The organism is Kribbella sp. NPDC051952 (assembly GCF_040680855.1).
Classification (GTDB): Bacteria; Actinomycetota; Actinomycetes; order Propionibacteriales; family Kribbellaceae; genus Kribbella.
In genome coordinates, this window is record NZ_JBFAXQ010000026.1 from 1 (window position 1) to 24,196 (window position 24,196).

Here is a 24,196-nt window from a genome sequence, read left to right on the forward strand (position 1 = left end):
CGCCCCTGGATCGCTGACCCACATCCAGATCGGAACATTGACGATGCCTTCATGGGTGGCACTTTGGACATACGGCGACAATCCCAGCTGCGGAGCCACGAAGTTCATCGTCTTCACGACCTGCTGCGCCGCCACCCGCGGATCGATCGTCTCCGGCCGTCCCGGTGGCCGGAACACCGGCTCAAACCGCTCAATCCCCTGCGGCCGCCCCTCGACCACCCCGAGAATCACCCAACACCGGTAGAACTTCGTGCCCGGCGGGTAGTCACTCACCGAGTTCACCAACGAAATAGGCGCATCCGTCGGCGTGAGATAACACCCCGAAGCCGCATCAAAGAACCCATCCGCAGTCCGACACGGAACCGTCTGCCCCTTAAACACACAACGCGCCCCACCCGGCTTTTTCGCCCCGGGCGACACGTGGTTCTGCTCGGTCGTGGACGATTCGTCACCCGCTGAGATTCTGCATTCCCCTGTCGCGGGATCGACATCGCAGTCTGGAGGCGTGACGATCGGTGTTGGTCCGGCAGGTCCTGCGTCCACCGACGCTGGTACCCCAGCGAGGAGGCTGATGATGGCGAGCCCGGCTGTCAGCATTGTGCGCCTTGGTTCTTGCCATTGACGACCTTCCAGGCGCCGGCGATCAGGCGTACCTCTCGGTTGTCCAGCCAGCGGGTTGGGGTGCCCGGTCGCTTGACGCTCTTGCCGGTTGAATCCACGGCCTGGGTGGTTGAGGTGTCGTAGCAAGCTTGGACGGTCGCCGAGGTAATCGTTCCCGCGGTCGGCGCACCGAGCATGGTTGCCTTTGCCCAGATGATCTTGGTCGAGCCGATCGTTTTGAGCTTGCGACCTCGATACGTGGCGGCCTGATTTTGTGAGGCTCCAAGCTCGATGCCGGCAGTCACCAGGGGCAGGTCTTTGACGTCAGTTCCTCCGCTGGCAGTCATGGCGTCGATGACCTCGATGTAACGGCGGTATGCGGCAACGGCGGCCGGGCCCGCTTGCTCCGACCCGTTGGGCGGTGGGCTGGTGGGACTCGTCGACGTTGTCGACGGTGTGAAGGGGGCGGGGGTGGCGTTTGAGTCGTTGTTGCAGGCGGCGAGGGGCAAGGTAGCCAGGGCGATGATGGCTGCCGTGATTGCTCGCCGGTGCATGACGTCCTCCGCGTGGATCTGTTGAACTACTGAGAGTGCAACTGTTCCATACGTACGGTTCGCATGTGGTCGGTTATCCACAGAGGCTTCGTGGAGGCTCGGTCGTGGGTGATCTGAGCAGGTGGGCAGCTGGCGCCGGGTGTTGGGTGTGGATAAGTCCGGCGGTAGGTCTGCGGGAAGCGTTAGGTTTTGGGGATGACGGGAATGGGGTCTTTGGATGGGGTTCGGGGGGACTTGGCGGGGGTGTTGTCGCGGTTTCGGGCGGGGCGGACTCGGGCTTTTAGCTTTGGGGTCGGGGTGCCTGAGGCGGTGATGTTGACGTACGACGAGTTTGAGGATCTTGGTGGGGAGAGCAAGTTCGTCGTCGGGGACGAGGTTGTTGAGCCTGAGGTGCTGGCCGGGAGGTTGGAGGGGATCGTCGAGGGTGCTCGGGCTGGGGTTGGGCAGCCCGTGGTTTGGGGGGAGGACGGGGAGCCGGAGGCGGTGGTGATGTCGACCGCGCAGTACCGGGAGCTGCGGGGGGATGATCAGCCGCCGGCGGGGGTGGTTGATGACCCGACCGTGCGAACGTATGCGACTGAACCGATGCCCGGCAGCCGGCCGATCGACCTGGATGAATGGGCGGCCAACGATCCGTTCACCCGTCAGCTTCTCGACGAGATCCGCGCCGAGGAGAGGTCATCCGGTGAGGACCGATGACGACAGGTACCTGGTTGTCGGGATCGAGAAGTTCCAACAGGATGTGCGCTTCCTGCGACTGCAGGCGGAGGCACATCCTGCGGCCTACCTTTCCTTGTACCGCGAGATCCTGAGGGAGATCGAGCGGCTCCGCACCGGGACCACCGACGGGCATCATGCGTTGGGGTTTGAGGTGGGGAAAGGGGATTTGCGGGATTGTGTGACGGCTTATGTTCGGTCGGATCCGGGGCGGCGGGCGGATTATCGGTTGGTGTTTCGGGAGATGGGGCCGGAGGCGCCGGGTGGGTTGCCGCGGCGGGAGTTGCTTGCGGTCAAGCCTCGGGATGGGCTGAACAACGTGTACGCGCATGTCTGTGCGCGGCTGCGTCGGCATCCGTACGATCGCCAGCCGGGGCTGGATCGGTTTGGGGACAGGCGGCCGGACGCGAGGGGTAGTCAGGCGGTCCGGCAGGCCGAGTTGGATGCCAAGCGGGCCATCGCTCATGCGTGGGACGGGCAGCGCCCGATGCGGTCGTCGCGACCGCTGGCGATCGGCCGCCGTACGTCGGCAGTCGATCAGGCGACAGGTGCCGAGAAGGCGACTCTGGCGAGGCCGCCGGGAGCTCGGCCGGGACCTACGGGGTGGCCGGGGCGCGGGAGATAGGCGCAAGTCCGGTCAGAGGTCGGCGGGGGTTTCCCCATCCGCCAGGAGGCGATCGGGTTGTCTATAGCGCGTCAGGTGCGGCCTCCGGGGGTTAGGTCCAGGTGTGGGAGGGAGCGGAGCTGGTTCTCTTGGTGGTACGTGAAGAAGGCGGCGATCAGGCCGGTGGATTCTCGGCGGGTTCTGGGGTCGGCTTGGAGGGCGGTGGGCCAGTCGCCGGTGAGCAGGGCGGCCAGGTGGGCGACCGTGGCTGTGGAGGGCATGGCTGAGGCGGGTGGGCGGCAGGAGGAGCAGACCATGCCGCCGGCGGCCGGGTTGAAGGCGCGGTGCGGGCCTGGTTCGCCGCAGCGGGCGCAGTCGGCAAAGGACGGGGCGTAGCCGGAGATCGCCAGCGAGCGGAGGAGGAACGAGTCGAGGACCAGGTCCGGGGAGCGTTCACCGGACGAGAGGACGCGGAGGGCGCCGGCCAGCAGGAGGTGCTGCTGGGTGGCGGGTTCCTTCTCCTCGACGATGAGGCGGTCGGCGGTCTCGAGGAGCACAGTGCCGGCTGTGTACCGCGCGTAGTCGTTGACGATCCCCTCACCGTACGCCGCGATCGACTCGGCCTGGGTGACCACGTCGAGGGTGCGGCCGGTGGCGAGCTGGAGGTCGACGTGACTGAACGGCTCCAGGCGCGCGCCGAAGCGGGACGACGTACGGCGGACTCCTTTGGCGACCGCGCGAATCTTGCCGCGGCCGCGAGTCAGCAGCGTGGCGATCCGGTCCGCCTCACCCAGCTTCTGGGTGCGCAACACGATCGCCTGATCCCGGTAGAGCGGCACCGGATCAGTGTCTCACCCGGCGGCGACATACTCCTCGAGGCTGGTTGGCTTAGCGCCGGTGATGTCCTGCACGGCGGTCGAGACGTGGCTGAGTTCGCTGCTGGCAATGGCGGCGTACGACGTCACCCAGCCGGCCACCTCCCACGCGGGGGCTCCGTAGCATTCGCGGGAGCGGTAGGCCTCGTCGAGGGTTTCCGGCTCGTACCGGATCTTGCGGCCCCAGGCCTCGGTGAGTACGGCGGCTGCTTCGGCCAGCGAGAACGCGGTCGGGCCCGTCAGGTCATAGGTCGCGCCGGAGTGACCGGAGTCCACCAAGACCCGGGCCGCTACCGCAGCGACGTCGTCACGGGCCACGGCGGCGGTCCGGCCGTCGCCGGCAGGCCCGCGGATGACGCCGTCCTCACCGACGTACCCGGGCACGAAGTCGAGATACAGGTTGTCCCGCAGGAACGTGAAGTCGACACCGGTCGACCTGATGTGCTCCTCGGTGTGCCAGTGGTCCCGCGCGAAGGTGAACGTCGCCCCCGGCGCAGCACCCGCGAACGACGTGTACACGATCCGCGAAACCCCAGCCGCCACCGCAGCATCAACCGTTGCCTTGTGCAACTCAACCCGATCCGCCGACTCCGTTGCGCTGAGCAACATCAACGTGTCGACACCGTCCAGCGCGTTCAGCAGCGCACCGTGCTCGCCGTACGCCGCCTGCGCCACCGATGCACCCGGCAACGAAGGAGCCCGCCCCGGATCCCGCACGACCAACCGCAGGGGTACGCCGGAATCCGCCAGCCGACGGGCGATCCGCGAGCCCAGCCGGCCGGTCGATCCGGTGACCGCGATCACTTGCCCACCAGGTCCATTCCACCCTGCTGGTACCGCTGCCCGGACACCGCATCCGCCGGGAACGCCTCATCCAGGGCCGCCAGCTCCTCAGCCGACAGCGTGACGTCGGCAGCCCCGAGGTTCTCGGCCAGATAGGTACGACGCTTCGTCCCCGGGATCGGCGCCACATCATTGCCCTGAGCAAGCAACCAGGCCAGCGCGAGCTGTCCCGGCGTGACACCACGAGCCGTGGCCAGCTCCTTGACGCGATCGACCAGATCCAGGTTCCGCTGGAAGTTCTCCCCGGTGAACCGCGGCAGCCCGCGCCGCATGTCGTCCGGCTCGAAGTCGTCCGGCGACTTGAGCTGCCCGGTCAGGAACCCACGCCCCAGCGGGCTGAACGGCACGAACCCGATCCCGAGCTCGCGCAGCGTCGGCAGTACGACGGTCTCCGGGTCGCGCGTCCACAGCGACCACTCGCTCTGTACGGCGCTGATCGGGTGCACCGCGTGAGCGGCCCGCACCGTGTCACCGTTCACCTCGGACAACCCGAGGTACCGCACCTTGCCGGCCTCGACCTGGGCCGCCATCGCACCGACGGTCTCCTCGATCGGCACCTGCGGATCACGGCGGTGCAGGTACCAGAGGTCGACATGGTCGACGCCCAGCCGGCGCAGCGACGCGTCCAGGGCCTGAGCCGCGTACGCCGGAGATCCGTCCACGACCGTGGGCACGTCCAACGCACCACCGGGCCGCTTGAAGCCGAACTTGGTCGCGAGCACCACCTCGTCGCGGCGGCCGGCCAGGGCCCGGCCGACGAGCTCCTCGTTCTCACCGTCGCCGTACACGTCGGCGGTGTCGATGAAGGTGCAGCCCGCGTCGATGGCCGCGTGCAGGGTGGCGATGGACTCGGTTTCGTCGGACGTCACGCCGTACGACTGGGACATCCCCATGCAGCCGAGGCCGAGGCAGGAAACGGTCAGGTCACCGAGCTGGGATTCACGCATGATCCGAACCTACCGCCGGGACTGGTTGCACCGGGCAACCCCCTCGGATCGGTCACCGTCCGTGACCCGGCATTCTTGCCTAGACAACAACTCTGTGACATTTCGTGGCCACCAGTCCTACCGAACCCGCCGTTCCGTATCTTCGGGCGGACGGAGGGCGAACAAGGGCGAACGCAGGCGGACACGCACGACGCTGGGGGTGGCTGGGTTGTTCCTACGACAGGCGCTGCGGTACCGCTGGTCGCAGGCGCTGGTGCTGGCGGGTATCAGCCTGCTGATCGGGACCTGCGCGGTGTTCGCGCCCTGGTTCGCCCGCGCCGTCCAGCAGACCGTCATGACCGAGACGCTGCAGGGCCAGCGCCTGTCGGCCGCCTGGCAGCTCGAGAGCAGCCCGGCCCGGATCTCGACCGGAAAGGCGACCCAGCCCGAGGACCTGAGCCCGCTGCTCCCGGCCGACCTCAAGCCGCTCTTCACTCCGTCGGTGCTGGGCATCCAGAGCGATGTCAACTGGCGGGAGTCGGTCGAGCCGATCGTCAGCCGGCTGATGTGGCGGGACGGGTACTGCGCCCAGCTCGAAGTGGTCGCGGGCCGCTGCCCGACCGGACCGAATGAGGTGATCTCGTCCACGGTCGACGAGAAGACCTGGCAGGTCAAGCTGGGCACCAAGATCCCGGTGAGCGCGGTCCCTGGCAAGGACGAAACCCTGACCGTGGTCGGGATGTACCGCGCGAAGGACAGCGAGGCCGACTACTGGTTCGGTCGCCCGCCGGTCGGTCACTCCCATCCCCCGGTCGAGAAGGCGCCGGGTGAGACCGACTACCTGTTCACCGACCGTACGACGTTCACACCCGACAACTGGGGGCAGCACGCCACGCTCGACACCCGGCCGATCCCCGGGGTGGCCCGGCTCGACGATCTGGATCGGATCGAAGCCGCGTCGAACACCGTCAAGATCAAGGCCATCGAGCTCGGGACCGAGAACTCGACCGGACTGACCGGTGTGATCGACCGGATCCGGCATGAGCGTTCGCAGGCCGCGACGATCATCCCGCTGGTGATGGTGCAGGTCGCCCTGTTCGGACTCGTCGTACTCGCGTTGGCCCTGGCCGTCGTGGTCGACCAGCGCCGGCCGGAGATCGCGGTCGCCCGCCTGCGCGGCTCCACCGCCCGCCGCACCGGCCGATCGTTGTCCGTCGAGCTGGGTGTGCCCGTCCTGCTGGGAACACTGATCGGCGGACCGGTCGGATTCGCGCTGCTGCTGATCGTCCGGGCCACCTGGCTGCAGAAGGGCGCTCCGATCGAGCTGCCGTGGACGGTGCCGGTCGCGTTGCTGGTAGTCGTCCTCGTGGCTCTCGGCGTCGTCGTGGTTCAGGTCCGCGGCGTCGTACGGCAGCAGATCTCCGCACTGCTGCGGCGCGTACCGCTCCGGCGCGGCCGGACGATCGGCATCGTCGACCTGATCATCATCGTGATCAGCGTGACCGGACTCGTGTCCGCGTTGACCAGTTCGGGCCAAGGCCCACTGCCGGTACTCGCGCCGGCCCTGCTGGCGCTCGCGGTCGGGTTGACGTTCGCCCACGTGCTCCTGCCGATCGCCGGACTGATCAGTCGGCGTGCGTTGCGGCGGGGACGCCTGGGCCTTGCTCTCGGCACACTGCAGATCTCGCGCCGCCCGGCCGTCACCCGGATTGTCGCTGCGGTCGCGGTGGCCGCCGGACTGGTCGCGTTCGCCGGCCAGGCGTCGTCAGTTGGCGAGTACAACCGGGAGTCGCGGGCCGGGTACGAGGCCGGCGCCGAGGGCGTGCTGCGGCTGAACGCCGGCTCGCTCGGCAACTTCATGGCGGCGGTCAACAAGGTCGACCCGGACCGTCAGTGGTCCACTCCGGTCGTTGCAACCCGGCCGCCGTCACCGGATGCCCTGCAGACGATGCTGATCGAGCCGGACAGCTTCCGGCGGGTCGCGTTCCGCGGCGACGAACTCACCGATGCCGAAGGGTTCGCCAAGCTGGCCGCACCGAAGGTCGCGCCGATCGAGTTCCACACGTCGCAGCTCACCCTCACGGCCTCGACCAGCCCGATGACACCGGTGCCGCAGAAGAAGTCGCCGTACGGCGAGGAGCCGAAGCCGCAGGAGCCCGCACACTCCCTCCTGGTGATCGCGAATGTGGTCAATCTGCGCACCGGTGCCCGCAACGACGTGACCTTCCCGAAGCTGCCGCTGACCCCGGGCAAACCGACCGAACTGCACGCCAAGATCGACTGCAAGGACGGGTGCCAGCTGCTCCGGATCGGGATCGGCCGCGAACTGACCGACCAGAGCTGGATCCAGGGCGACGTACGGATCGACAAGCTGTCCAGCGACGACCACCCGTCCGTTGCCCTCGGCAACCCCGAGGACTGGCAGTCCGTGAAGCAGGGCGACACCGGCGACGACTCGATCGACGCGGCGTCGGGCGGAGCACTCACGATGACGGTGAAGAACCTCGGTGGCGACCAGCTGCTCCAGTACGCGACGGTGCCCGCGGTGGTCCCCGCGCTGGTGACACCGGACTACCGCTACACCCCGTCGGCCACGGCTCCGGCCTTGGACGGCGCACCGATGGTGCTGAACAAGGTCGACCGGCTCGACGGCCCGGTCAATCGGTTCACGCTGCGTACGGCGGTGGTCGACCTCGAGACCGGACGGCGTCTCGCCGGGACGGTCGACGACACCTCGACGGAGTTCGAGCTGTGGCTGAACGCGGCCGGCCTGGCGAAGGTCGACCAGATCACCGACCAGCTGCGGGCGACCGGACTCGCCCCGAACGTGATCGACCGCCGCACCGACCGGATAGCGTCGTACGGGCGTTCTGCCAGCGCTCTCGCGTTGCAGCTGACGCCAGTGGTCGGTATCGCCGGTTGGGCGCTGGCGATCGTCGTACTGCTGCTCACCGTCGTGACGTCGTGGCGATCGCGAGCGCAGGACTACGCGAGCCTGCGGATCACCGGCGTACCGGCTGCCACTACGGGCAGGGCCGCGCGGTGGGAGCAGACCGGGCCGGTGGCGTTTGCGGTATTGCTCGGGTCGATCTGCGGTGTGGTCGGGGCCCAGATCGCGTTGCCGCTGATCCCCCTGTTCGCCGACGCCGGTGGGCCGATCCCGCTGGAGCTCGACACCAACTGGCCGGTCGCGATCGTGCTCTGGATCGCCGGCACGGCGGTACTCACAGCGGTCACGCTCTTGCTCGGGACCGGGGTCAACAGGCGCGCCGGGTTCGCCCGGATCCGGGAGGAACTGACATGACCGGACTGGCGATCAGTACGACGGGGCTCGTGCACATCTATCGCGCCCGCGGGCACGATGTTGCCGCGCTCTCGGGGATCGGTATCACCGTCCGCCCAGGTGAGCTGGTCGGGCTGCTCGGCCCTTCTGGCGCAGGTAAATCGACGCTTCTGCAACTGTGCGGTGGCCTGCTCACTCCCAGCGCGGGACGGTTGCAGATCGGCGAGCACAACGTGGCCACGATGACCGAGGAGGAGCTCGACCAGCTGCGCTCGGGCGATGTCGGGATCGTGCTACAAGGGGCTGGACGCAACCTCATCCCCTACCTCACACCGGTACATAACGTCCGTTATGCACAGCGAGCCGCGCCCCGCGACCGTGAGCTGCCCAGCCCGGAGGCAGTGTTGGAGCTGGTCGGCCTGAAGGAACACGCGAGTACGCCGTTGTCGGCACTGACGCCTGGCCAGGTGCAGCTGTGCGCGGTGGCGGTCGGGATCGCGACGTTCCCGGGGTTGTTGCTGGCCGACGAACCGACCAGCCAGCTGGATCACCAGGCCCGGGACGAGGTACTCACGGCGATCCGGACGATCAACGCCGAGACCGGGATGACCGTGCTGCTGATCACGCACGACCCGGAGGTCGCGGCGACCCTGCCACGCACGATCACGATCCGGGACGGGCGGATCGCCTCGGAAGGCCGGTCGGGTGAGGAGTACGCCGTGGTCGCGTCGGACGGATCGTTGCCTCTGCCTCCCCATGTGGCCGAACTGCTGCCGGCCGGCACGCTGGTCCAGGTGACCACCGAGGACGGCGAGATCCGGATCACGCCGGTCGAGCAGGAGGGACCGCAGTGATCAACGTCGAGCAGGTGACGGTCACGTACGGCGATCTCACGGCCGTGGCGGACGTGTCCTTCGTCGTACCGCCTGGATTCGTGCTCGCGGTCAGTGGTCCGTCCGGTGCCGGGAAAAGCTCGTTGCTGTGGGCAATCGCCGGCGCTGTTCCGGTGGCGAAGGGGCAGGTCGAGATCGACGGGCTCGTCATCACCGATCGGCCGGCCGCGGCCGCGCATGGCGTCGTACTGATCCCGCAGGGCAACGGGCTCGCGCGTGTACTGACGGCGCGGGAGAACCTCTCGGTCCCCTTGCTCGCCGACCACAAGCCGTTGGACGAGCTGGACCGGGCCGTCGAGGAGGCACTGACCCAGGTCGGCCTGGCCGACAGTGGCGACCATCTCGTCGAGGAGCTGTCCGGTGGTGAACAGCAGCGGGTGGCCGTTGCCCGTGGCATCGCCCAGCAGGGCCGGGTGATCCTGGCCGACGAGTCCACCAGCGAGTTGGACAGCAGCAACCGCGAGCGCGTCCTCGAACTGCTTCGTGTCGAGGCTGATCGCGGTGCCGCTGTCATCATCGCCACGCACGACCCGACGGTCGCCGACAGCGCCGACGGTCACGCGTTAATGGACGAGGGCCGACTCAGCTGGGTACGGCGCCTGTAGGCGGACGTCCGGACCGACCAGGACCGGGTCCAGCTGGATCCGGATCACCCCGAGCGGAGCGAGCATCTCGCGCAGGTCGGCTTCGGTGAGCCGCATGAACTCCTGGCGCGGACCGGAGGCGGCGCGGAGCTGGGCGAGGGTGGTGAACGCAATGCCGACGCGGCGACCGTCGGGCAACCGACCGGTCTGCAGCGACGCGATGTCGCCGGCGGAGTGGACGGGAACAAACCAATCGAGGCTATGTCGAGGCTTCACACTTCGACGGTAAATCGCACCACCCGCCGGAATCCCGCGTCCTCACACACCTCCCACACCATCCAAACACCCCTCTCACAAGTCTCCAGACCTGAGAGCCGAGGGATGGATGTGGTGAGAGGGAGGGATCTCACAAGCCAAGTTGAGTAGGGGTTGTTGGCGGGCCGGTCTCGAGTAGCTTGCGCAGGAGCGTGGGCAGCGACCGTGGGGCGAAGCGACCTTCGCGGGCCTCGAGTTCGGCGAGTGTCCACCAGGCGTGGCCGTGGACGTTCTCCGCCTGCAGCTCGGCCTCGGTGAGCTCAGCCGCCGGCGTGAAGTCGTCCACCCGGACCAAGAAATAGTCGTTCAACACACCGTCGTACCCAGCAGCGTGGCCCTCGGCAACAACCTCCTGATGCCACAGGTGAGCCGGCTCACCGACGACCTCCAGCCCGATCTCCTCGCGAAGCTCCCGCCGCAACCCCTCGACGACCGACTCCCCCGCCTCGATCCCCCCACCAGGCGTAGCCCACAACGGCCCACTGTCGAACTCGAACCGAACCAGCAGAATCCGATCCGAAGCATCCAGTACGACCCCACGAGCCGCCGGCCGCAACCGCGGCAAGCTGAGCTCCACCTCACGATGCTCCTCAACGGCCCGGAACCCGAAGCGGGCATTGACCTTCCGCATCGGCACGTTCGACAACGCCGTCCACGTGTGCAGGAACCGCTGCGTGGTCCGGTGCTTGTCCAGCTGCACGAGATTCGCCAGCTTCAGTTGTGTGCCCAGGTTGTGCCCGCGATGCTCCCGCAGTACGAGCGTGTCGTCCTGCTGGGCGTTCTCGGCATCGGCCCGCGGCAGGTACAGCAACGTGTACCCGGCCGGCTCCCCCGACAGCGTGTGCGCCATCGTCACGAGCGCAAGGTAGTTCCGGTCGATCCGCTGCTCACTGGCCTGCAACTTCTCGACCGTCCACGGCACCACCTCCCGGGTCATACCACCGGTCGGTACGTCGAGGTCCATCGCCGTATGCAGATCGGCGTACGCCTGCTGGTGTTCCGGCGGACAGGCCCCCGCCCACGACGTGAGCCGGTAGCCGTCCAACTGCCCGGCCGCTTGAATCAGGTCGTCGAGCCGGAACTGGTCGTACGGCAGCGGTACGACGAGATGCTCCTCGACATGTTCGACGGTGAAGCCCAGTCGCTCGGCGAACGAGCTGCCCGGCCAGGGATCCGACGGGACCCCGAGCTCGGCCTGGACGATGGTCCGCTCCAGCTGCGCCGACCGGGTCGCGGCCCACTGCCACAACGCCGTACCGATCCCTCGCCGCCGATGCTGCGGAGGAACCTCGATCTCGACCTCGACCGTGTCCAGATTGTCGGTCAGCCGGTACTCGAACAGCATCGCGCCGAGCACGCGTTCGTCCTCGAACGCGCCGATCGCGAGGCGCTGCTTCAGCGGTCCGGGATGGCGCAACGAGTACCCCAGCGCCTCCCGCTCCACCACCAGCGGCGCCTCGCGCCCCGCGACCGCACCGGCCCGGAGCGCGTCGTACCACTCGTCGAAAAGGGCCAGGTCGGCCGGGTCGATCTCGCGAACACTGATCACCCGGCCGACCCAACCAAACAAACGGGTCAGAACGCCAGTGGTTAAACCGGCCCGACCTTGCCCGAGTACATCCCCATGATCACGAAGTTGTCCGCGTACGGCGCGTTCTTCAGGATCGGGTCGTCGTCCGCCGGGAACTTGGCGACCCGCTTGCCCTCGAGCGCGGGGTTGTTACCGTAGCGCTCCCAGAGCGGGATGATCGGCAGCAGTTCGTTGAACGCCATCGCCGCGGCGGTGATGTTCTTCTTCTGCTCGTCGACGTTCAGGCCCTGCGCCGACTTGTCCACCACGGCCTGCAGGTCGATCGGACCGGCCGAGGTGGTCTGCTTGAGCGGGAAGTTCATGCCCTTGCCGCCCGAGTTCGCCGCGATCACGTAGTTGAACGTGTACAGGTCCTGGACGAACGCGAAGTACGGGTGCGGGTGGTTCGACGCGCCCCAGCCCTGGATGGAGATGTCGAACTTCCCGGCCAGGACATCGGGGTTGAGCTGGGTGAAGGTGATACCCCGCTTGGTGATGTTGAACCCGAACTTGTTCAGCTGGTCGGCCGCGTTGGTGGCGGCCGGGTTCCAGTCGGCGAACTCGGTCGGGAACTTGATGTCGTACGCCGCGGGCTTGCCCGCCGGCGTCTGCCACTTGTCGCCGGCCTTCTTCCAGCCTGCCGCCGTCAGCAACTGGGTGGCCTTGTCGAGGTCCTTCTCGTAGGCCTGCAGCTTCTGCTGGTCGGCGTCGGAGACCCAGTCGGGGATGAGGATGTCGGAGAAGCCGGCCATGAACTTGCACGGCTTGCCCGACTCGCCGAGCGCGACGGTGCCGTTCTCCTCGCGGTCGAGCACGTAGGCGATCGCCTGCCGCACGCGGGCGTCGGCGAACTCCGGGTGGGTGGTGTAGTTGAACACCAGCGAGGGGCCTGAGTACACCGGCGGACGGAGGATCCGGAAGCCGTTGGACTGGAAGGTCTTCTCACTGGCGACCGCGAAGCCGTGGGTCGCGTAGTCGACGTCCTTGTTCATCACGACCGGCGTGATGTCGGAGGTCTCACCGTTGTACAGAACGACCTTGGTGAAGCCGATCTTGTCGGCGAACAGGCCCTTGTCGTTCTTGACCAGGCTCATCTGGGCGTTGGTCATCGTCTTGGTGTCGAAGTTGAACGGACCCGACACGACCGGGTTCTCCGGCCGGAACTTCTGGAAGTCGCCGTTCAGCTTCTTGCCCTCGGCGCTGTCCAGGCTGGTCTTGGCCTTGCGCATGGTCTCGGCCTGGGTGGCCCAGGTCCCGTAGACCGAGTCCGGCAGGATCGGTGCGCGGAGGATGTAGCGCTCGAGCACTGTCGACGGGGTGCCGATGGTGAACACCACGGTGGTGTCGTCCTGCGCCTTGACGTCGGACAGGAAGGTCCAGTCCTGCTGGCGCAGCAGCCAGCGCAGGTTGAACGTCGACACGACGTCCTTGGCCGTGACCGGCTTGCCGTCGCTCCAGGTCAGCCCGGTCCGGAGCTTCATCGTGTACGTGTTGTTCGCCTCGTCCAGCGAGCTGGACTCGGCCATCATGTATTCCCACTTCTTGTCGGCCCAGTAGTACATCCCGCCGCTCGGGTAGACCAGGTCGAGGTACGGGCTCTGCTGCTGGATGCCGTCGGTGACGCCGGCGGCCAGGTTGAAGTGGCCCTTCGGCGGCAGCTGGTAGGGATACGCGCCGTGGAACTCCTTGTTGCCCCCGCCGCCGGACTTGTCGCCCTCCGCGGTCGGATTGCTCGGCGAACAGGCCGTCAGTGATCCGATGCCGGCGGCGCCGACACCGGCGATACCGAACAGCTGGAGCACGTGCCGGCGCGAGATCGCGTTGGACAGGGCACTCGGGCCCAGTCCGTTGGTGCCGGAATCGTTGGTGCCGGTGGGACTCATCCTTCGTCCTTTCTGATCTGACCGCACGCCCGCGTGGTCAGGCACTACTGGTTTGAGGTACTGCTTAACCGCCCTCGCGTTTTTCCCGGCGCCGGGACACGACTACCCCCACGACGACGATCAGGCCCAGTAGCAGGCCCAAACACAAGGTGAACAAGGTGACGACGAACTCCGGTGTGCCGGGGGTCAGCGTGATCAGCAGAACCACACTGGCCAGCACCAGGAACGCCGCCCAGCCGAGCGCCGCCCGGCCGATCTGGGGTCCCATCAGGCCCCCGCTTCATCCGGCCGGCCCCCCAGGCTGTCCGCGCCGTCGCGCGCCACCACGTGGCACGCGGTCGACTGACCGGAACGCACTTCGACCAGCTGCGGAACCGCCCCGTCACACAGCCCGTCCTCGAACTGCGGGCAGCGCGGATGGAACGAACACCCCGACGGCAGGTGTGCCAGGCTCGGAATCTCCAGGCTGCGCAGCGATCCGGCGCCCTTGGTCTTGGTCAGGTCCGGGTCGGGTTCGGGGATCGCGTCGATCAGCGCCCGCGTGTACGGGTGCGTCGGTGCGTTGATGATCTTCGGCGTCGGCCCGAACTCGACGATCCGGCCCAGGTACATGACCGCGGTCTTGCCGTGCCAGCCGAAGTACTTCGCGATCGCCAGGTCGTGGGTGATGAACAGGAACCCCACGCCGAGGTCGTCGCGCAGCCGGCCGAGCATCGCCAGCACGCTGATCCGGATCGACACGTCGAGCATCGAGGTCGACTCGTCCGCGATGATCAGCTTCGGGTCGAGCGTCAGCGCCCGGGCGACAGCGACCCGCTGGCGCTGACCACCGGACAGCTGGTGCGGGTACTTCGACAGGTAGTTCTCCGGCGGCGTCAGGTCGACCTTGGTCAGCAACTCGGCCGCCTTGTCGGCGGCGGCCTTCGCGCCCTTGACCACGCCGTGCTTGAGCAGCGGTGCGGTGATCGTCTGCTGGATCGTCCGGGTCGGGTTCAGCGACGCGTACGGGTCCTGGTGGACGTACTGCACGCTGCGACGGAAGGTGGCGAAGTCCCGTCGCGGCATCGACCAGATGTCGGTGCCGTCGAAGGCGACGTGCCCGCTGCTCGGCCGGGCCAGTCCGGCCGCCATCCGCGCGGCGGTGGTCTTGCCGGAGCCGCTCTCGCCGACCAGGCAGAGCACCTCACCGGGATTGATGGACAGGTCGACCTCGTCGACGGCCTTGATCGGACCGGCCTTGGTGTCGAACACCTGGCTGACGTTCGCCAGCGTCATCAGTGGCTTGCGTCCCTCGGCCGCGGTCGCCGGCGCCGCTTCTGTCGCAGTCATGATGCCGTCCCCAGGTCCTCGTTCGGCACGCGTCGTTCGAGATGCACGTCCTTGGAATGGATGCAGGCGACCTCGTGCGCGTTGCCCGGCTCATCGGTGATCGGGATCAGCGGCGGGTCTTCCGCCTTGCACTCCTCGGTGGCGTACTTGCAGCGCGGGTGGAAGGTGCAGCCCGTCGGCAGCGCGGCCAGGCTCGGCGGCCCACCCGGGATCGACTCGAGATCCGGCAGGTCGCCGACGATCGGCGGCACCGCCTTGATCAGGCCGAGCGTGTACGGGTGCCGCGGCCGGTAGAAGAGGTCCCGGACGCCGCCGGTCTCGATGATGCGACCGGCGTACATGGTGGCGACGCGGTCGGCGAGCTCGGCGGCCAGCGACAGGTCGTGCGAGATGAAGATCATCGAGAACCCGAGCCGCTCACGCACCTCGTGCAGTACGTCGACGATCGATCGCTGGGTGAGGATGTCGAGGGCCGTGGTCGGCTCGTCCAGGATCAGCACCTCTGGCTCGAGCAGCAGGCTCATCGCGATCAGCACCCGCTGCCGCATGCCGCCGGACAGCTCGTGCGGGTAGCAGTCCATCACCCGCTCCGGCTCCAGCCGCACCAGCCGGAGCAATTCCCCGGCGCGCTCCTCGATCTCCTGCTTGGTCGCCTTGGTGTGCGCGCGCATCGTGTCGTGCATGTGCGCACGGATCTTCAGTACGGGGTTGAAGGCGTTCATCGCGCCCTGGAAGACCATCGCCGCGTCCCGCCAGCGGAACTGCCGCAGGTCGCGCCCATCCAGTCCGAGTACGTCGATCTCCGTGCCGTCGCCGCGGTTGAAGATGACCTTGCCGGACGCATGGCCCAGCCGAGGCAGCAACCGCAGCAGGCCGAGCCCGAAGGTCGTCTTGCCGCAGCCGCTCTCCCCGACCAGCGCGAGGCTCTCGCCGGGGTAAAGGTCGAGGTCGACACCGCGGACGGCCTGCACCGTGGTGCCGGAGCCGGTGCGGTACTCGACCCTGAAGTCGCGAATCGACAGCAGTGGTTTGCCGGTGCCGCCACGGACCGCGCGGCTGGAGCCTGAAGAGGTAGTAGTCACCATGCTCACCGGTCCCGGAGACGCGGGTTGAGGATTTCCTCGAGGGATCTCGTCATCATCACCAATCCGAGCAGCAACAGGATGATCGCGACCACGGGGCTGAGGATCCACGCCAGGCTCGCGTCGTTGAAGATGGCGCCGGCGATCCAGGCGCGGTTGAGCATGATGCCCCAGTTCGACCCGGTCAGCGGCGCGAGACCGAGCAGGTAGAGGCCGACCAACTGGTAGATCGCGTTCGTCACGCCGATCATGAAGTTCATCAGGATGAAGCTGGCCATGTTCGGCAGGATCTCGACGAACACCACCCGCGGCGTGCCGAGGTCCAGCAGCCGGGCGGCTTCGACGAACTCGCGTTCCTTCAGCGAGAACACCTGGGCGCGGACGGCCCGGGTCAGCACCGGCCAGGACAGGCCACCGACCAGCAGCGCGAGCAGGATCGGCGAGTCGAGCCGGAAGAACGCGCCCAGGACCGCGAGCAGGACGATCTGCGGAACCGTCAGGAAGACGTCGGCCAGGGTGACCACGACCGAGTCGACCCAGCCGCCGAGGTAGGCGGCCAGCGAGCCGAGCACGATCGCGAGCGCGGTCGAGATCGCGGCGGCGACGAAGCCGACGAAGATCACGGTCCGGCCGCCGCCGATCATCTGGATCAGGACGTCCTTGCCCTCGTTGTCGGTGCCGAGCAGGTGCCCGGGCGAACCGGCCGGGAGCAGGATCTCCTTGACGTTCGGAGCGACGTCCGGCGTGAAGAAGGGGACGATCGCGGTGATCAGCACGAGCAGGGCGACCACCACGAAGCCGATGAAGCCCGACGGGCTGCGGCGCAACGCGGACAGGATGCCGGAGAACCGGGAAACGCCCGTCGTGCCGATCGAGGTGGCGGGGATGGTTGCTTCGGTCATCTCGTCACCCCTTCGCCTGGCCGCCGACGCGGATCCGCGGATCCAGCCGGCTGTAGAGGACGTCGGCGAGCAGGTTCGCCGCCACCACGGAGATCGTGAGGACCAGGAAGATCCCCTGCAGCACCGGGTAGTCGCGACCGTTGACCGCGTTGAACAGACTGAACCCGATGCCCTGGTAGCTGAAGATCTTCTCCACGAAGATCGAGCCGCCGACGACGAACCCGAGCGACACCGCGAGTTGGCTGAACAACGGCAGTACGGCGTTACGCCCGACGTACCCGGTCCGGATGCGGGAGTCGGACAGTCCGCGGGCCCGGGCGACGGTCACGTAGTCCTCCCCCAGGGTCTCGGTCGTGGACGACTTCATCACCAAGGCCCAGGAGCCGACCGTGGTCAGCGCGTAGGCGAGGATCGGTAACAGAGCGTGATAGAAGATGTCGTTCAGGAAGCTCAGACTGAACGACGGTTCCACGCCCGGCGTGTAGGAGCCGCGGGCCTCGGTCAGGTTGAACACCTGCAGCTTCACGCCGAGGAAGACCACGATCAGGATCGCCAGGATGTAGTTCGGGATCGCGTGCAGCAGCGAGCCGATCGAGGTGAGCAGATGGTCGATCCAGCTCTCCCGTCGGTAGGCCATGATCATGCCGGCCGCGATGCCGATGATGAAGCTGAAGATCGTCGCGACGCCGACGGAGAACAGCGTCCACGGCAGGTAGGTCTTGATCACCTGGGCCACGGTCGTGCCCGGTGACAGCAGCGAGTTACCGAAATCGCCGTGCAGCAGGTTCAGCATGTAGTTCACGTACTGCTGGATCAGCGGTTGGTCCGGATCCAGCGAGAACAGGTTCTTCGCCTGCGCGGCAGCGGCCTCGTACGAGATACCGGTCTGCGCGATCTGGGTCTGGATATAGGTGTCGACCGGGTTACCCGGAAGTAATCGCACCAGGAAGAACGTCCCGGTGGTGACGATGAAGATCGTCAGCACGGCCTTCGCGAGTCTTCGGACCAGCCAGGCGCTCAGAAATCGCCGCGCGGCATTCGGTCTCGGTTCCTCGGCCGTTACTTCGATCAGCTTCGACGCGGGTGTCTCGACCGCACCGCTCACTGCCCACCTCCACAGCCACTGCCAGGGGAAAGTCGGTGACGCAGACCCTCAACAGCACGACTTAGTAACGCTGTCTTGCAAGGATCTGCGCATAGTGACGACAGTGTGCGCAACCCTGGTCATGCAGTCAACGTCTTGAGGCAATCGGTAGGCAACGTTGAGACAACATCGCCGTCCGTGACGTCACAGTATCGGCGCGTGCCGAAATCGCCCGTCTCCGACACGGAAACGGGCGATTTCTCTGACCTGTCAGCGAGTTGCTCGGTTGATGGCCGAGACCACGGCCTTGAGTGAGGCGGTGAGAATGTTGGCGTCGCGGCCGACACCCCAGAAGACCTCGTCGCCGACCTCACACTCCACGTACGCCGCGGCGAGCGCGTCGCCACCCGCGGACAGCGCGTGCTCGTGGTAGTCCAGCACGCGGACGTCGTACTTCAGCGGCTTGATCGCGTCCACGAAGGCCGAGACCGGACCGTTGCCTTCGCCAACCAGCTCGTGCGGTACGCCACCGGAATAGACCTGTACGCGCAGCTGATCGCCCTGGCCCTCGCCGGACGACGAGTTGACGCTCAGCAGCGACAACTTGCCGGGGGCAAGGTATTCGGCCGCGAAGATGTCCCACATCTGCTGTGGGCCGACCTCGCCGCCCTCAGCGTCGGTGTGCAGCTGGATCACCCGGCTGAACTCGATCTGCAGCCGGCGCGGCAGGTCGAGCCGGTGCTCCGACTTCATGATGTACGCGACGCCACCTTTGCCGGACTGCGAGTTGACCCGGATGACCGCCTCGTACGACCGGCCGACATCCTTCGGGTCGATCGGCAGGTACGGCGCCTCCCACATGATCTCCGAGACCGGCTTGCCCTCGGCCTCGGCCTGCTTGTCCAGCGCCTCCAGGCCCTTCTTGATCGCGTCCTGGTGCGAGCCGGAGAAGGCGGTGTAGACCAGATCACCGGCGTACGGCTGGCGCTCGGGAACGCGCATCTGCGTGCAGTACTCGACCGTACGGCGGATCTCGTCGATGTCGGCGAAGTCGATCTGCGGGTCGATGCCCTGGCTGAACAGGTTCATCCCCAGCGTGACCAGGTCGACGTTTCCGGTGCGCTCACCGTGGCCGAACAGGCAGCCCTCGACCCGGTCCGCCCCGGCCATCAGGGCGAGCTCGGTCGCGGCCACCGCCGTACCGCGGTCGTTGTGCGGGTGCAGGCTGATCGCGCTGTGCTCGCGCCGGGTCAGGTTGCGGCCGAACCACTCGATCTGGTCGGCGTACACGTTCGGCGTACACATCTCGACGGTGGCCGGCAGGTTCAGGATGATCTCGCGGCCCTCGGCCGGCTGCCACTGGTCGCTGACCGCCTCGCAGACCTCGAGCGCGAACTCCAGCTCGGTCCCGGTGAAGATCTCCGGGCTGTACTGGTAGCCGAACTCACAGTCGCCCAGCATGTCGTCGGCGTACTTCATCACGGTCTCGGTCCCGCGGACGGCGATGTTCAGGCACTCGGCCTTGTCCACGTTGAAGACGACCCGGCGGAACAGCGGCGCGGTCGCGTTGTAGAGGTGGATGGTCGCCTTGGGCGAGCCCTGCAGCGACTGCACGGTCCGCTCGATCAGCTCGTCGCGGGCCTGGGTCAGCACCGAGATCGTCACGTCGTCGGGGATGACGTCGTCCTCGATCAGGCTCCGGACGAAGTCGAAGTCGTACTGGCTCGCGCTCGGGAAGCCGACCTCGATCTCCTTGTAGCCCATCCGCACCAGCAGCTCGAACATCCGCCGCTTGCGGGCCGGCGACATCGGCTCGACCAGTGCCTGGTTGCCGTCACGAAGGTCGGTGGACAGCCAGCGCGGGGTCCGGTCGACCGACTTGGCCGGCCAGGTGCGGTCGGGCAGATCGATCGGGGGGAACGCCCGGTAGCGCTGGATCGGCATACCGGACGACTGCTGAACAGGCTTGGGCTGGTTCTTCGGTGCCACGGGGGTTCTCCTCGGGAAGTACTGCGTGGGTCGTGAGAGACGACCGGCGTACGACAGGACTCCGCGGCGAGGGAACCGGCCTTAACAGGCCTCGCCGCGGCAGCGAAGGAGGAGAAGCTGGTGCCGCATAGTGCCAGTGAGTCTATGCACAACCGGCCACGGCGTCGAACCCGGGTCCCGATCACCGAGACACGGAGCGTGACGACAGGTTGAGTAGACAGCGTCTACCCAGATGCTGTAGACACTGTCTACGTGATCGCCCTGGGGTTGCTGACGGCATCCGCGTGCTGCCATGCCGCGTGGAACCTGCTGATGAAGACGTCCGGCCGGGGCGGCCCCGCGTTCGTCTGGCTCTGCGGCGTGGTGATGCTGCCGGTGTCGCTCGTGGTCCTGGTCCGCGGACACCTCGGAACGACCTGGTGGGCGGGCCTGGTGAGCATGGTCCTGCACACCACGTACGCGGTCACCCTGCAGAAGGCGTACGGCGCCGGCGAGTTCTCCACTGTCTATCCGGTCAGCCGGGGCACGGCTCCGGTGCTCGTGACGCTGGTGACGATTCCGTGGCTCGGCGGTTCCGGGCCTCGGGTGTACGTCGGTGCCGCGCTGGTGTTCGGCGGCGTGCTGCTGATGGACCGCCTGCACTCGCGTCGGTTGGGACGAGGGATCGCGCTCGGACTGGCCGTCGCGACCTGCACTGCCGCGTACACGCTGTGGGACGGGTTCGCCGTGACGTCATTGGGAGTCGACGTCCTGACCTATCTCGCGGTGACGAATGTGGCTCAGGTCGTCGTGTTGTCCGCGGTGGTGCGGCAGTTCGATTTCAGCCAGTGGCGACGGGCGGTGCCGATCGCCGTACTGACGCCTGCGAGCTACGGACTGGTGTTACTGGCGTTGACGTTCGCATCGGTCGGCACGGTGGCGATCGGCCGGACGCTCAACGTCGTACTCGGCGCTTTGCTCGGGGCCATCGTTCTGCGCGAGCGATTGACTCCTGCCCGCATTGCCGGCCTCGCCACGGTCGTGGCCGGCGTCGTATTGGTGAGCACCTGAAAGGACTGTGGATGAAGGACCTGGTTTGTTTGCATGCGGCAACGAGTGGGCCGGCCACCTGGGATCGGTTCGTGCCCGAGCTCGAGGCGTTGGGGTATCGCGTGCATACGCCGACGCTGCTCGGGCATGGGCGTGCTCCCCGGCAGCGGCCGTACTTACTGGATGACTTCCGGGATCAGATCCTCGCCGAGCTGGACGGACTCGACCGGGTGACGCTGGTCGGGAACTCGCTCGGTGCGTTCGTGGCGAGCTCGATCGCCGTTCAGCACCCCGATCGCGTCGAGCGGCTGATCCTCGAGGAGATGCCCGTACCGCCCCGGGACGCGCGGGACAGCGGCCCGATGACGAAGCCGACACCGGCAGTGCTGCTCCGCGCGATGGGCCTGCTGACACACCGTCGTTGCGATCCCGTTCTGCTGCGCGACGTCATCACGGAGCTCCGTCGCCCACGCCCGTCCTGGTGGGCCGGCCTGGCCGACCTCACCGCACCCACACTCCTGCTCGCGGGCGGCCCGAAGAGCCATCTCGACCAGTCGCGGTTCGCGCTCGTTGCCGACGTACTGCCGGACGCGAAGGTGACCACGATCGAGGCCGGCCATCGGATCCACAGCCACGCGCCGGAGCAGTGGCTCGCCTCGGCGAGGGAGTTCCTTGCCTTCAAGCGCACTTGAAATTTTAAGCTTCAACCATGACTGATTCCCTCGCCGACCGGATCGGCAGCCACGGGCTCGGTGTCCTGGTCACGATCAAGCGGGACGGCCGGCCCCAGCTGTCCAACGTCACCTATGTGTACGACGGCACCCGGGTCCGGGTCTCCCTCACCGACGATCGCGCCAAGACGAAGAACCTCCGCCGCGACCCGCGCGCCAGCCTGTACGTCGATGGCCCGCGCGGCCGGACGTACGTCGTACTGGAGGGCAAGGCGGAGCTCAGTCCGGTGGCCGCCGACCCGTACGACGAGGTGGTCGAGGATCTCGTCGACTATTACCGGACCGCGTCCGGTGAGCACCCCGACTGGGACGAGTACCGGTCCGTGATGGTCAGCGACAAGCGGCTGATGTTCTCGATGGTGGTCGATCGCGCCTACGGGATGCCTACGCCGAGCTGACCGCCCGGGCCGCCTCGCGATAGCGCCGCGGCGCGATGCCGTTGACGCGTTTGAAGGCGTTGCTGAAGGCACTGTCCGACGTATAGCCGAGCGAGTGCGCGAGGGCGGAGAGCGAGGTGTCGTCGTCGCGCAACGCTCGCTCGGCCAGCCGCATCCGCCAGTTGAGCAGGTAGGTCAGCGGGGGTACGCCGGCGACCGAGCGGAACCGCTCCGCGAAGGTGGTGCGCGACATGGCCGCGGCGCGGGCCAGCACCTCGAGTTGCCAGGCACGGCCGGGCTCGTCGTGCATCAGCCGGAGCGCGGGCGCGATCCGCTCGTCGGCGATGGCCCGCAGCCAACCGACCGGGAGGGCGTCGGCCTCGGTCAGACAGGCCCGCAGCGCCTCGACGAACAAGAGGTGGGCGAGGTCATCGGCGGCCAGGCTCGCACCCAGCTCGCCGGTCGATGCCTCGCGCAACAATCGCTCCAGCAGCCAGCGGAAGGTCGCCGCCCGCTCGTCCGACGAGCGGAGGTGGATCACCGGCGGCAACGCCTTCAGCAGCAGCTCCTCGCCGGTCCGGTTCAGGGACACGTGACCGCCGATCCCCACCACCTTCGGGCCGACACCGGTCCCGAAGCGTGCGATCGGACCGTCCGTGGCCCGGAAGGCCGCCACCGCGTCCTCGACCGGCACCTGGTCGGAGTTGCCCTTCACGAACTCGTGCCGGCCGTCGAACAGCACGACATCACCGGCCGTCAGCTCGATCCGGGGGCCGAAGTCGTCGAAGTCGATCCAGCACGAGCCCTCGACCAGCGCGGTGAACTTCAGCCGCTGCGAGGCCGGGTAGCGCAGCGCCCACGCCCCGATCCCCTCGTACCCGCGGGAGACCTGGCAGTGCGCCTCGGTCAGCGCGAGCGTGTCGGTGAGCGGATCAGCCATATCCGTACTATCGCGCAAGTAATCGGCACGTTCAAGCATTCTCCGTCCGGATCCACGCTCGTACTGTCGGAGACATGCAAACACCACTGGGTTCTGGTTTCACCGCTGCCTCGACCACGTACGACGTGATCCGGGGCATCGACCTGCACGGCAGGACCGCGATCGTCACCGGCGGGTACTCCGGTCTCGGCAAGGAGACGGTCCGTGCCTTGCGCTCGGCAGGCGCCGACGTCCTTGTCCCCGCTCGCGATGTCGACCGCGCGACCGCCGAACTGGCCGATATCGAGGGAATCGCGGTTGACGAGCTGAATCTGCTCGATCGGGCAAGTGTCGACGCGTTCGCGGACCGATTCCTGGCCACCGGGCGGCCGCTGCACCTCCTCGTCAACAGCGCCGGGATCATGGCGAACCCGCTGACCCGGGACGCCCGCGGGTACGAATCGCAGTTCGCCACCAACCACCTCGGCCACTTCCAGCTGACCACCCGGCTCCTGCCCGCCCTGCGCCAGGCCGGCGGGGCTCGCGTCGTCTCGGTGTCGTCGCGCGGTCACCGGTACAGCCCGGTCCACTTCGACGATCCCAACTTCGAACACCGCGAGTACGACCCGTACCTGGCCTATGGGCAGTCGAAGACCGCGAACGTCCTGTTCGCCGTCGAGCTCGACGAACGCGAGCAGGCCAACGGGATCCGCGCGTTCGCGGTCCACCCGGGCAGCATCATGACGAACCTGGCCCGGTACACGGACCGCGCGTCACTGCGGCAGGGCGGCTTCCTCGACGAGAACAACGAGCCCGTCATCGACCCGGCCCGTGGGCTGAAGACGCCCGAGCAGGGCGCGGCGACCCAACTCTGGTGTGCGGTCAGCCCGCAACTGGACGGACGCGGTGGCCTGTACTGCGAGGACGTGGACGTCGCGTCACTTCACGACGAGAACGAGGTCGTCGAAGGAGTGATGGCGGTGACTCCCGGGCCGTTCGGCGTACTCGCGTATGCCGTTGACCGGGACAACGCACGGCGACTGTGGAAGCTCAGCGAGGAACTTCTCGACCGCGAATAAACCACTCGCGGTAACCGTCCGCCTGTTG

Annotated in this window: 24 protein-coding genes; 9 read left to right on the forward strand and 15 right to left on the reverse strand. The window is 67.4% G+C overall.

Going from position 1 to position 24,196, the window contains the following annotated elements; translation table 11 throughout:
- Positions 1–273: hypothetical protein (locus AB0L70_RS34010; RefSeq protein ID WP_363690903.1), on the reverse strand; the 273-nt coding region annotated here is incomplete at its 3' end.
- Between the two features lie 317 nt (positions 274–590).
- Positions 591–1,154: a hypothetical protein gene (locus AB0L70_RS34015; RefSeq protein ID WP_363690904.1), complete on the reverse strand. Its 564-nt coding sequence runs from the start codon at positions 1,152–1,154 to the stop codon at positions 591–593.
- Between the two features lie 195 nt (positions 1,155–1,349).
- Here AB0L70_RS34015 and AB0L70_RS34020 point away from each other — a divergent pair, with 195 nt between their 5' ends.
- Together AB0L70_RS34020 and AB0L70_RS34025 are read left to right on the forward strand one after the other, a co-directional pair.
- Positions 1,350–1,853 (forward strand): hypothetical protein, encoded by a 504-nt coding sequence (locus tag AB0L70_RS34020; RefSeq protein ID WP_363690905.1) that lies wholly within the window; start codon positions 1,350–1,352, stop codon positions 1,851–1,853.
- A gap of 250 nt (positions 1,854–2,103) precedes the next feature.
- Entirely contained in the window at positions 2,104–2,496 is a 393-nt protein-coding gene (locus AB0L70_RS34025) for a hypothetical protein (RefSeq protein ID WP_363690906.1), read from the forward strand.
- Positions 2,497–2,567: 71 nt separating this feature from the next.
- Here the strand turns inward: AB0L70_RS34025 and recO are convergent, their stop codons facing one another.
- Genes recO through AB0L70_RS34040 form a run of 3 tightly spaced genes read right to left on the reverse strand, consistent with a single transcriptional unit; the run spans position 2,568 to position 5,140 of the window.
- On the reverse strand, positions 2,568–3,314 hold the full coding sequence (gene recO / locus AB0L70_RS34030) for a DNA repair protein RecO (protein WP_363690907.1): 747 nt from the start codon (positions 3,312–3,314) through the stop codon (positions 2,568–2,570).
- A 12-nt stretch (positions 3,315–3,326) separates the two neighbouring features.
- Complete coding sequence (locus AB0L70_RS34035) at positions 3,327–4,154, reverse strand: SDR family oxidoreductase (protein WP_363690908.1); 828 nt, start codon at positions 4,152–4,154, stop codon at positions 3,327–3,329.
- A complete protein-coding gene (locus AB0L70_RS34040; protein WP_363690909.1) occupies positions 4,151–5,140 on the reverse strand; it encodes an aldo/keto reductase in 990 nt (329 codons plus the stop codon). The genes AB0L70_RS34035 and AB0L70_RS34040 overlap by 4 nt, the downstream gene beginning before the upstream one ends.
- Before the next feature lie 199 nt (positions 5,141–5,339).
- Here AB0L70_RS34040 and AB0L70_RS34045 point away from each other — a divergent pair, with 199 nt between their 5' ends.
- The 3 genes from AB0L70_RS34045 to AB0L70_RS34055 are packed head-to-tail and all read left to right on the forward strand — an operon-like array spanning position 5,340 to position 9,900.
- Positions 5,340–8,423 carry an FtsX-like permease family protein gene (locus AB0L70_RS34045; RefSeq protein WP_363690910.1) on the forward strand — a complete coding sequence of 1,028 codons (3,084 nt, stop codon included), beginning with the start codon at positions 5,340–5,342 and terminating at the stop codon, positions 8,421–8,423.
- Positions 8,420–9,256, forward strand: a complete 837-nt coding sequence (locus AB0L70_RS34050) for an ATP-binding cassette domain-containing protein (protein WP_363690911.1) — start codon at positions 8,420–8,422, stop codon at positions 9,254–9,256. The genes AB0L70_RS34045 and AB0L70_RS34050 overlap by 4 nt, the downstream gene beginning before the upstream one ends.
- Entirely contained in the window at positions 9,253–9,900 is a 648-nt protein-coding gene (locus AB0L70_RS34055) for an ATP-binding cassette domain-containing protein (RefSeq protein WP_363690912.1), read from the forward strand. Before AB0L70_RS34050 ends, AB0L70_RS34055 begins: the two co-directional genes overlap by 4 nt.
- On the opposite strand, the gene AB0L70_RS34060 is transcribed toward AB0L70_RS34055, so the two are convergent.
- From AB0L70_RS34060 to leuA, 9 genes are all read right to left on the reverse strand, one after another.
- Positions 9,859–10,155 carry an SAV_915 family protein gene (locus AB0L70_RS34060; protein ID WP_363690913.1) on the reverse strand — a complete coding sequence of 99 codons (297 nt, stop codon included), beginning with the start codon at positions 10,153–10,155 and terminating at the stop codon, positions 9,859–9,861. The genes AB0L70_RS34055 and AB0L70_RS34060 overlap by 42 nt on opposite strands.
- A 130-nt stretch (positions 10,156–10,285) precedes the next feature.
- Positions 10,286–11,743 carry a GNAT family N-acetyltransferase gene (locus AB0L70_RS34065; RefSeq protein ID WP_363690914.1) on the reverse strand — a complete coding sequence of 486 codons (1,458 nt, stop codon included), beginning with the start codon at positions 11,741–11,743 and terminating at the stop codon, positions 10,286–10,288.
- A gap of 41 nt (positions 11,744–11,784) precedes the next feature.
- The gene (locus tag AB0L70_RS34070; protein ID WP_363690915.1) at positions 11,785–13,647 is read right to left on the reverse strand and encodes an ABC transporter substrate-binding protein; all 1,863 of its coding nucleotides are present in this window, start codon (positions 13,645–13,647) and stop codon (positions 11,785–11,787) included.
- Positions 13,648–13,711: 64 nt separating this feature from the next.
- On the reverse strand, positions 13,712–13,915 hold the full coding sequence (locus AB0L70_RS34075; protein WP_363690916.1) for a hypothetical protein: 204 nt from the start codon (positions 13,913–13,915) through the stop codon (positions 13,712–13,714).
- Entirely contained in the window at positions 13,915–14,976 is a 1,062-nt protein-coding gene (locus AB0L70_RS34080; protein ID WP_363690917.1) for an ABC transporter ATP-binding protein, read from the reverse strand. Before AB0L70_RS34080 ends, AB0L70_RS34075 begins: the two co-directional genes overlap by 1 nt.
- Complete coding sequence (locus tag AB0L70_RS34085) at positions 14,973–16,058, reverse strand: ABC transporter ATP-binding protein (RefSeq protein WP_363690918.1); 1,086 nt, start codon at positions 16,056–16,058, stop codon at positions 14,973–14,975. Before AB0L70_RS34085 ends, AB0L70_RS34080 begins: the two co-directional genes overlap by 4 nt.
- Positions 16,059–16,063: 5 nt before the next feature.
- Positions 16,064–16,960 (reverse strand): ABC transporter permease, encoded by an 897-nt coding sequence (locus AB0L70_RS34090; RefSeq protein WP_363690919.1) that lies wholly within the window; start codon positions 16,958–16,960, stop codon positions 16,064–16,066.
- 4 nt (positions 16,961–16,964) lie between these two features.
- Positions 16,965–18,065 carry an ABC transporter permease gene (locus AB0L70_RS34095; RefSeq protein WP_363690920.1) on the reverse strand — a complete coding sequence of 367 codons (1,101 nt, stop codon included), beginning with the start codon at positions 18,063–18,065 and terminating at the stop codon, positions 16,965–16,967.
- A gap of 249 nt (positions 18,066–18,314) precedes the next feature.
- Positions 18,315–19,988 carry a 2-isopropylmalate synthase gene (gene leuA / locus AB0L70_RS34100; protein WP_363690992.1) on the reverse strand — a complete coding sequence of 558 codons (1,674 nt, stop codon included), beginning with the start codon at positions 19,986–19,988 and terminating at the stop codon, positions 18,315–18,317.
- A 297-nt stretch (positions 19,989–20,285) separates the two neighbouring features.
- Here leuA and AB0L70_RS34105 point away from each other — a divergent pair, with 297 nt between their 5' ends.
- From AB0L70_RS34105 to AB0L70_RS34115, 3 genes are read left to right on the forward strand one after another with little or no spacing between them, the layout of a single operon-like run.
- Positions 20,286–21,083: an EamA family transporter gene (locus AB0L70_RS34105; protein WP_363690921.1), complete on the forward strand. Its 798-nt coding sequence runs from the start codon at positions 20,286–20,288 to the stop codon at positions 21,081–21,083.
- A gap of 11 nt (positions 21,084–21,094) precedes the next feature.
- On the forward strand, positions 21,095–21,754 hold the full coding sequence (locus AB0L70_RS34110) for an alpha/beta hydrolase (protein WP_363690922.1): 660 nt from the start codon (positions 21,095–21,097) through the stop codon (positions 21,752–21,754).
- A 17-nt stretch (positions 21,755–21,771) separates the two neighbouring features.
- A complete protein-coding gene (locus AB0L70_RS34115) occupies positions 21,772–22,191 on the forward strand; it encodes a PPOX class F420-dependent oxidoreductase (protein ID WP_363690923.1) in 420 nt (139 codons plus the stop codon).
- Here the strand turns inward: AB0L70_RS34115 and AB0L70_RS34120 are convergent.
- Positions 22,178–23,110 (reverse strand): AraC family transcriptional regulator, encoded by a 933-nt coding sequence (locus tag AB0L70_RS34120; RefSeq protein ID WP_363690924.1) that lies wholly within the window; start codon positions 23,108–23,110, stop codon positions 22,178–22,180. The genes AB0L70_RS34115 and AB0L70_RS34120 overlap by 14 nt on opposite strands.
- A gap of 74 nt (positions 23,111–23,184) precedes the next feature.
- On the opposite strand from AB0L70_RS34120, the gene AB0L70_RS34125 reads away from it, so the two are divergent.
- On the forward strand, positions 23,185–24,168 hold the full coding sequence (locus AB0L70_RS34125) for an oxidoreductase (RefSeq protein WP_363690925.1): 984 nt from the start codon (positions 23,185–23,187) through the stop codon (positions 24,166–24,168).
- Positions 24,169–24,196 lie beyond the last annotated feature (28 nt).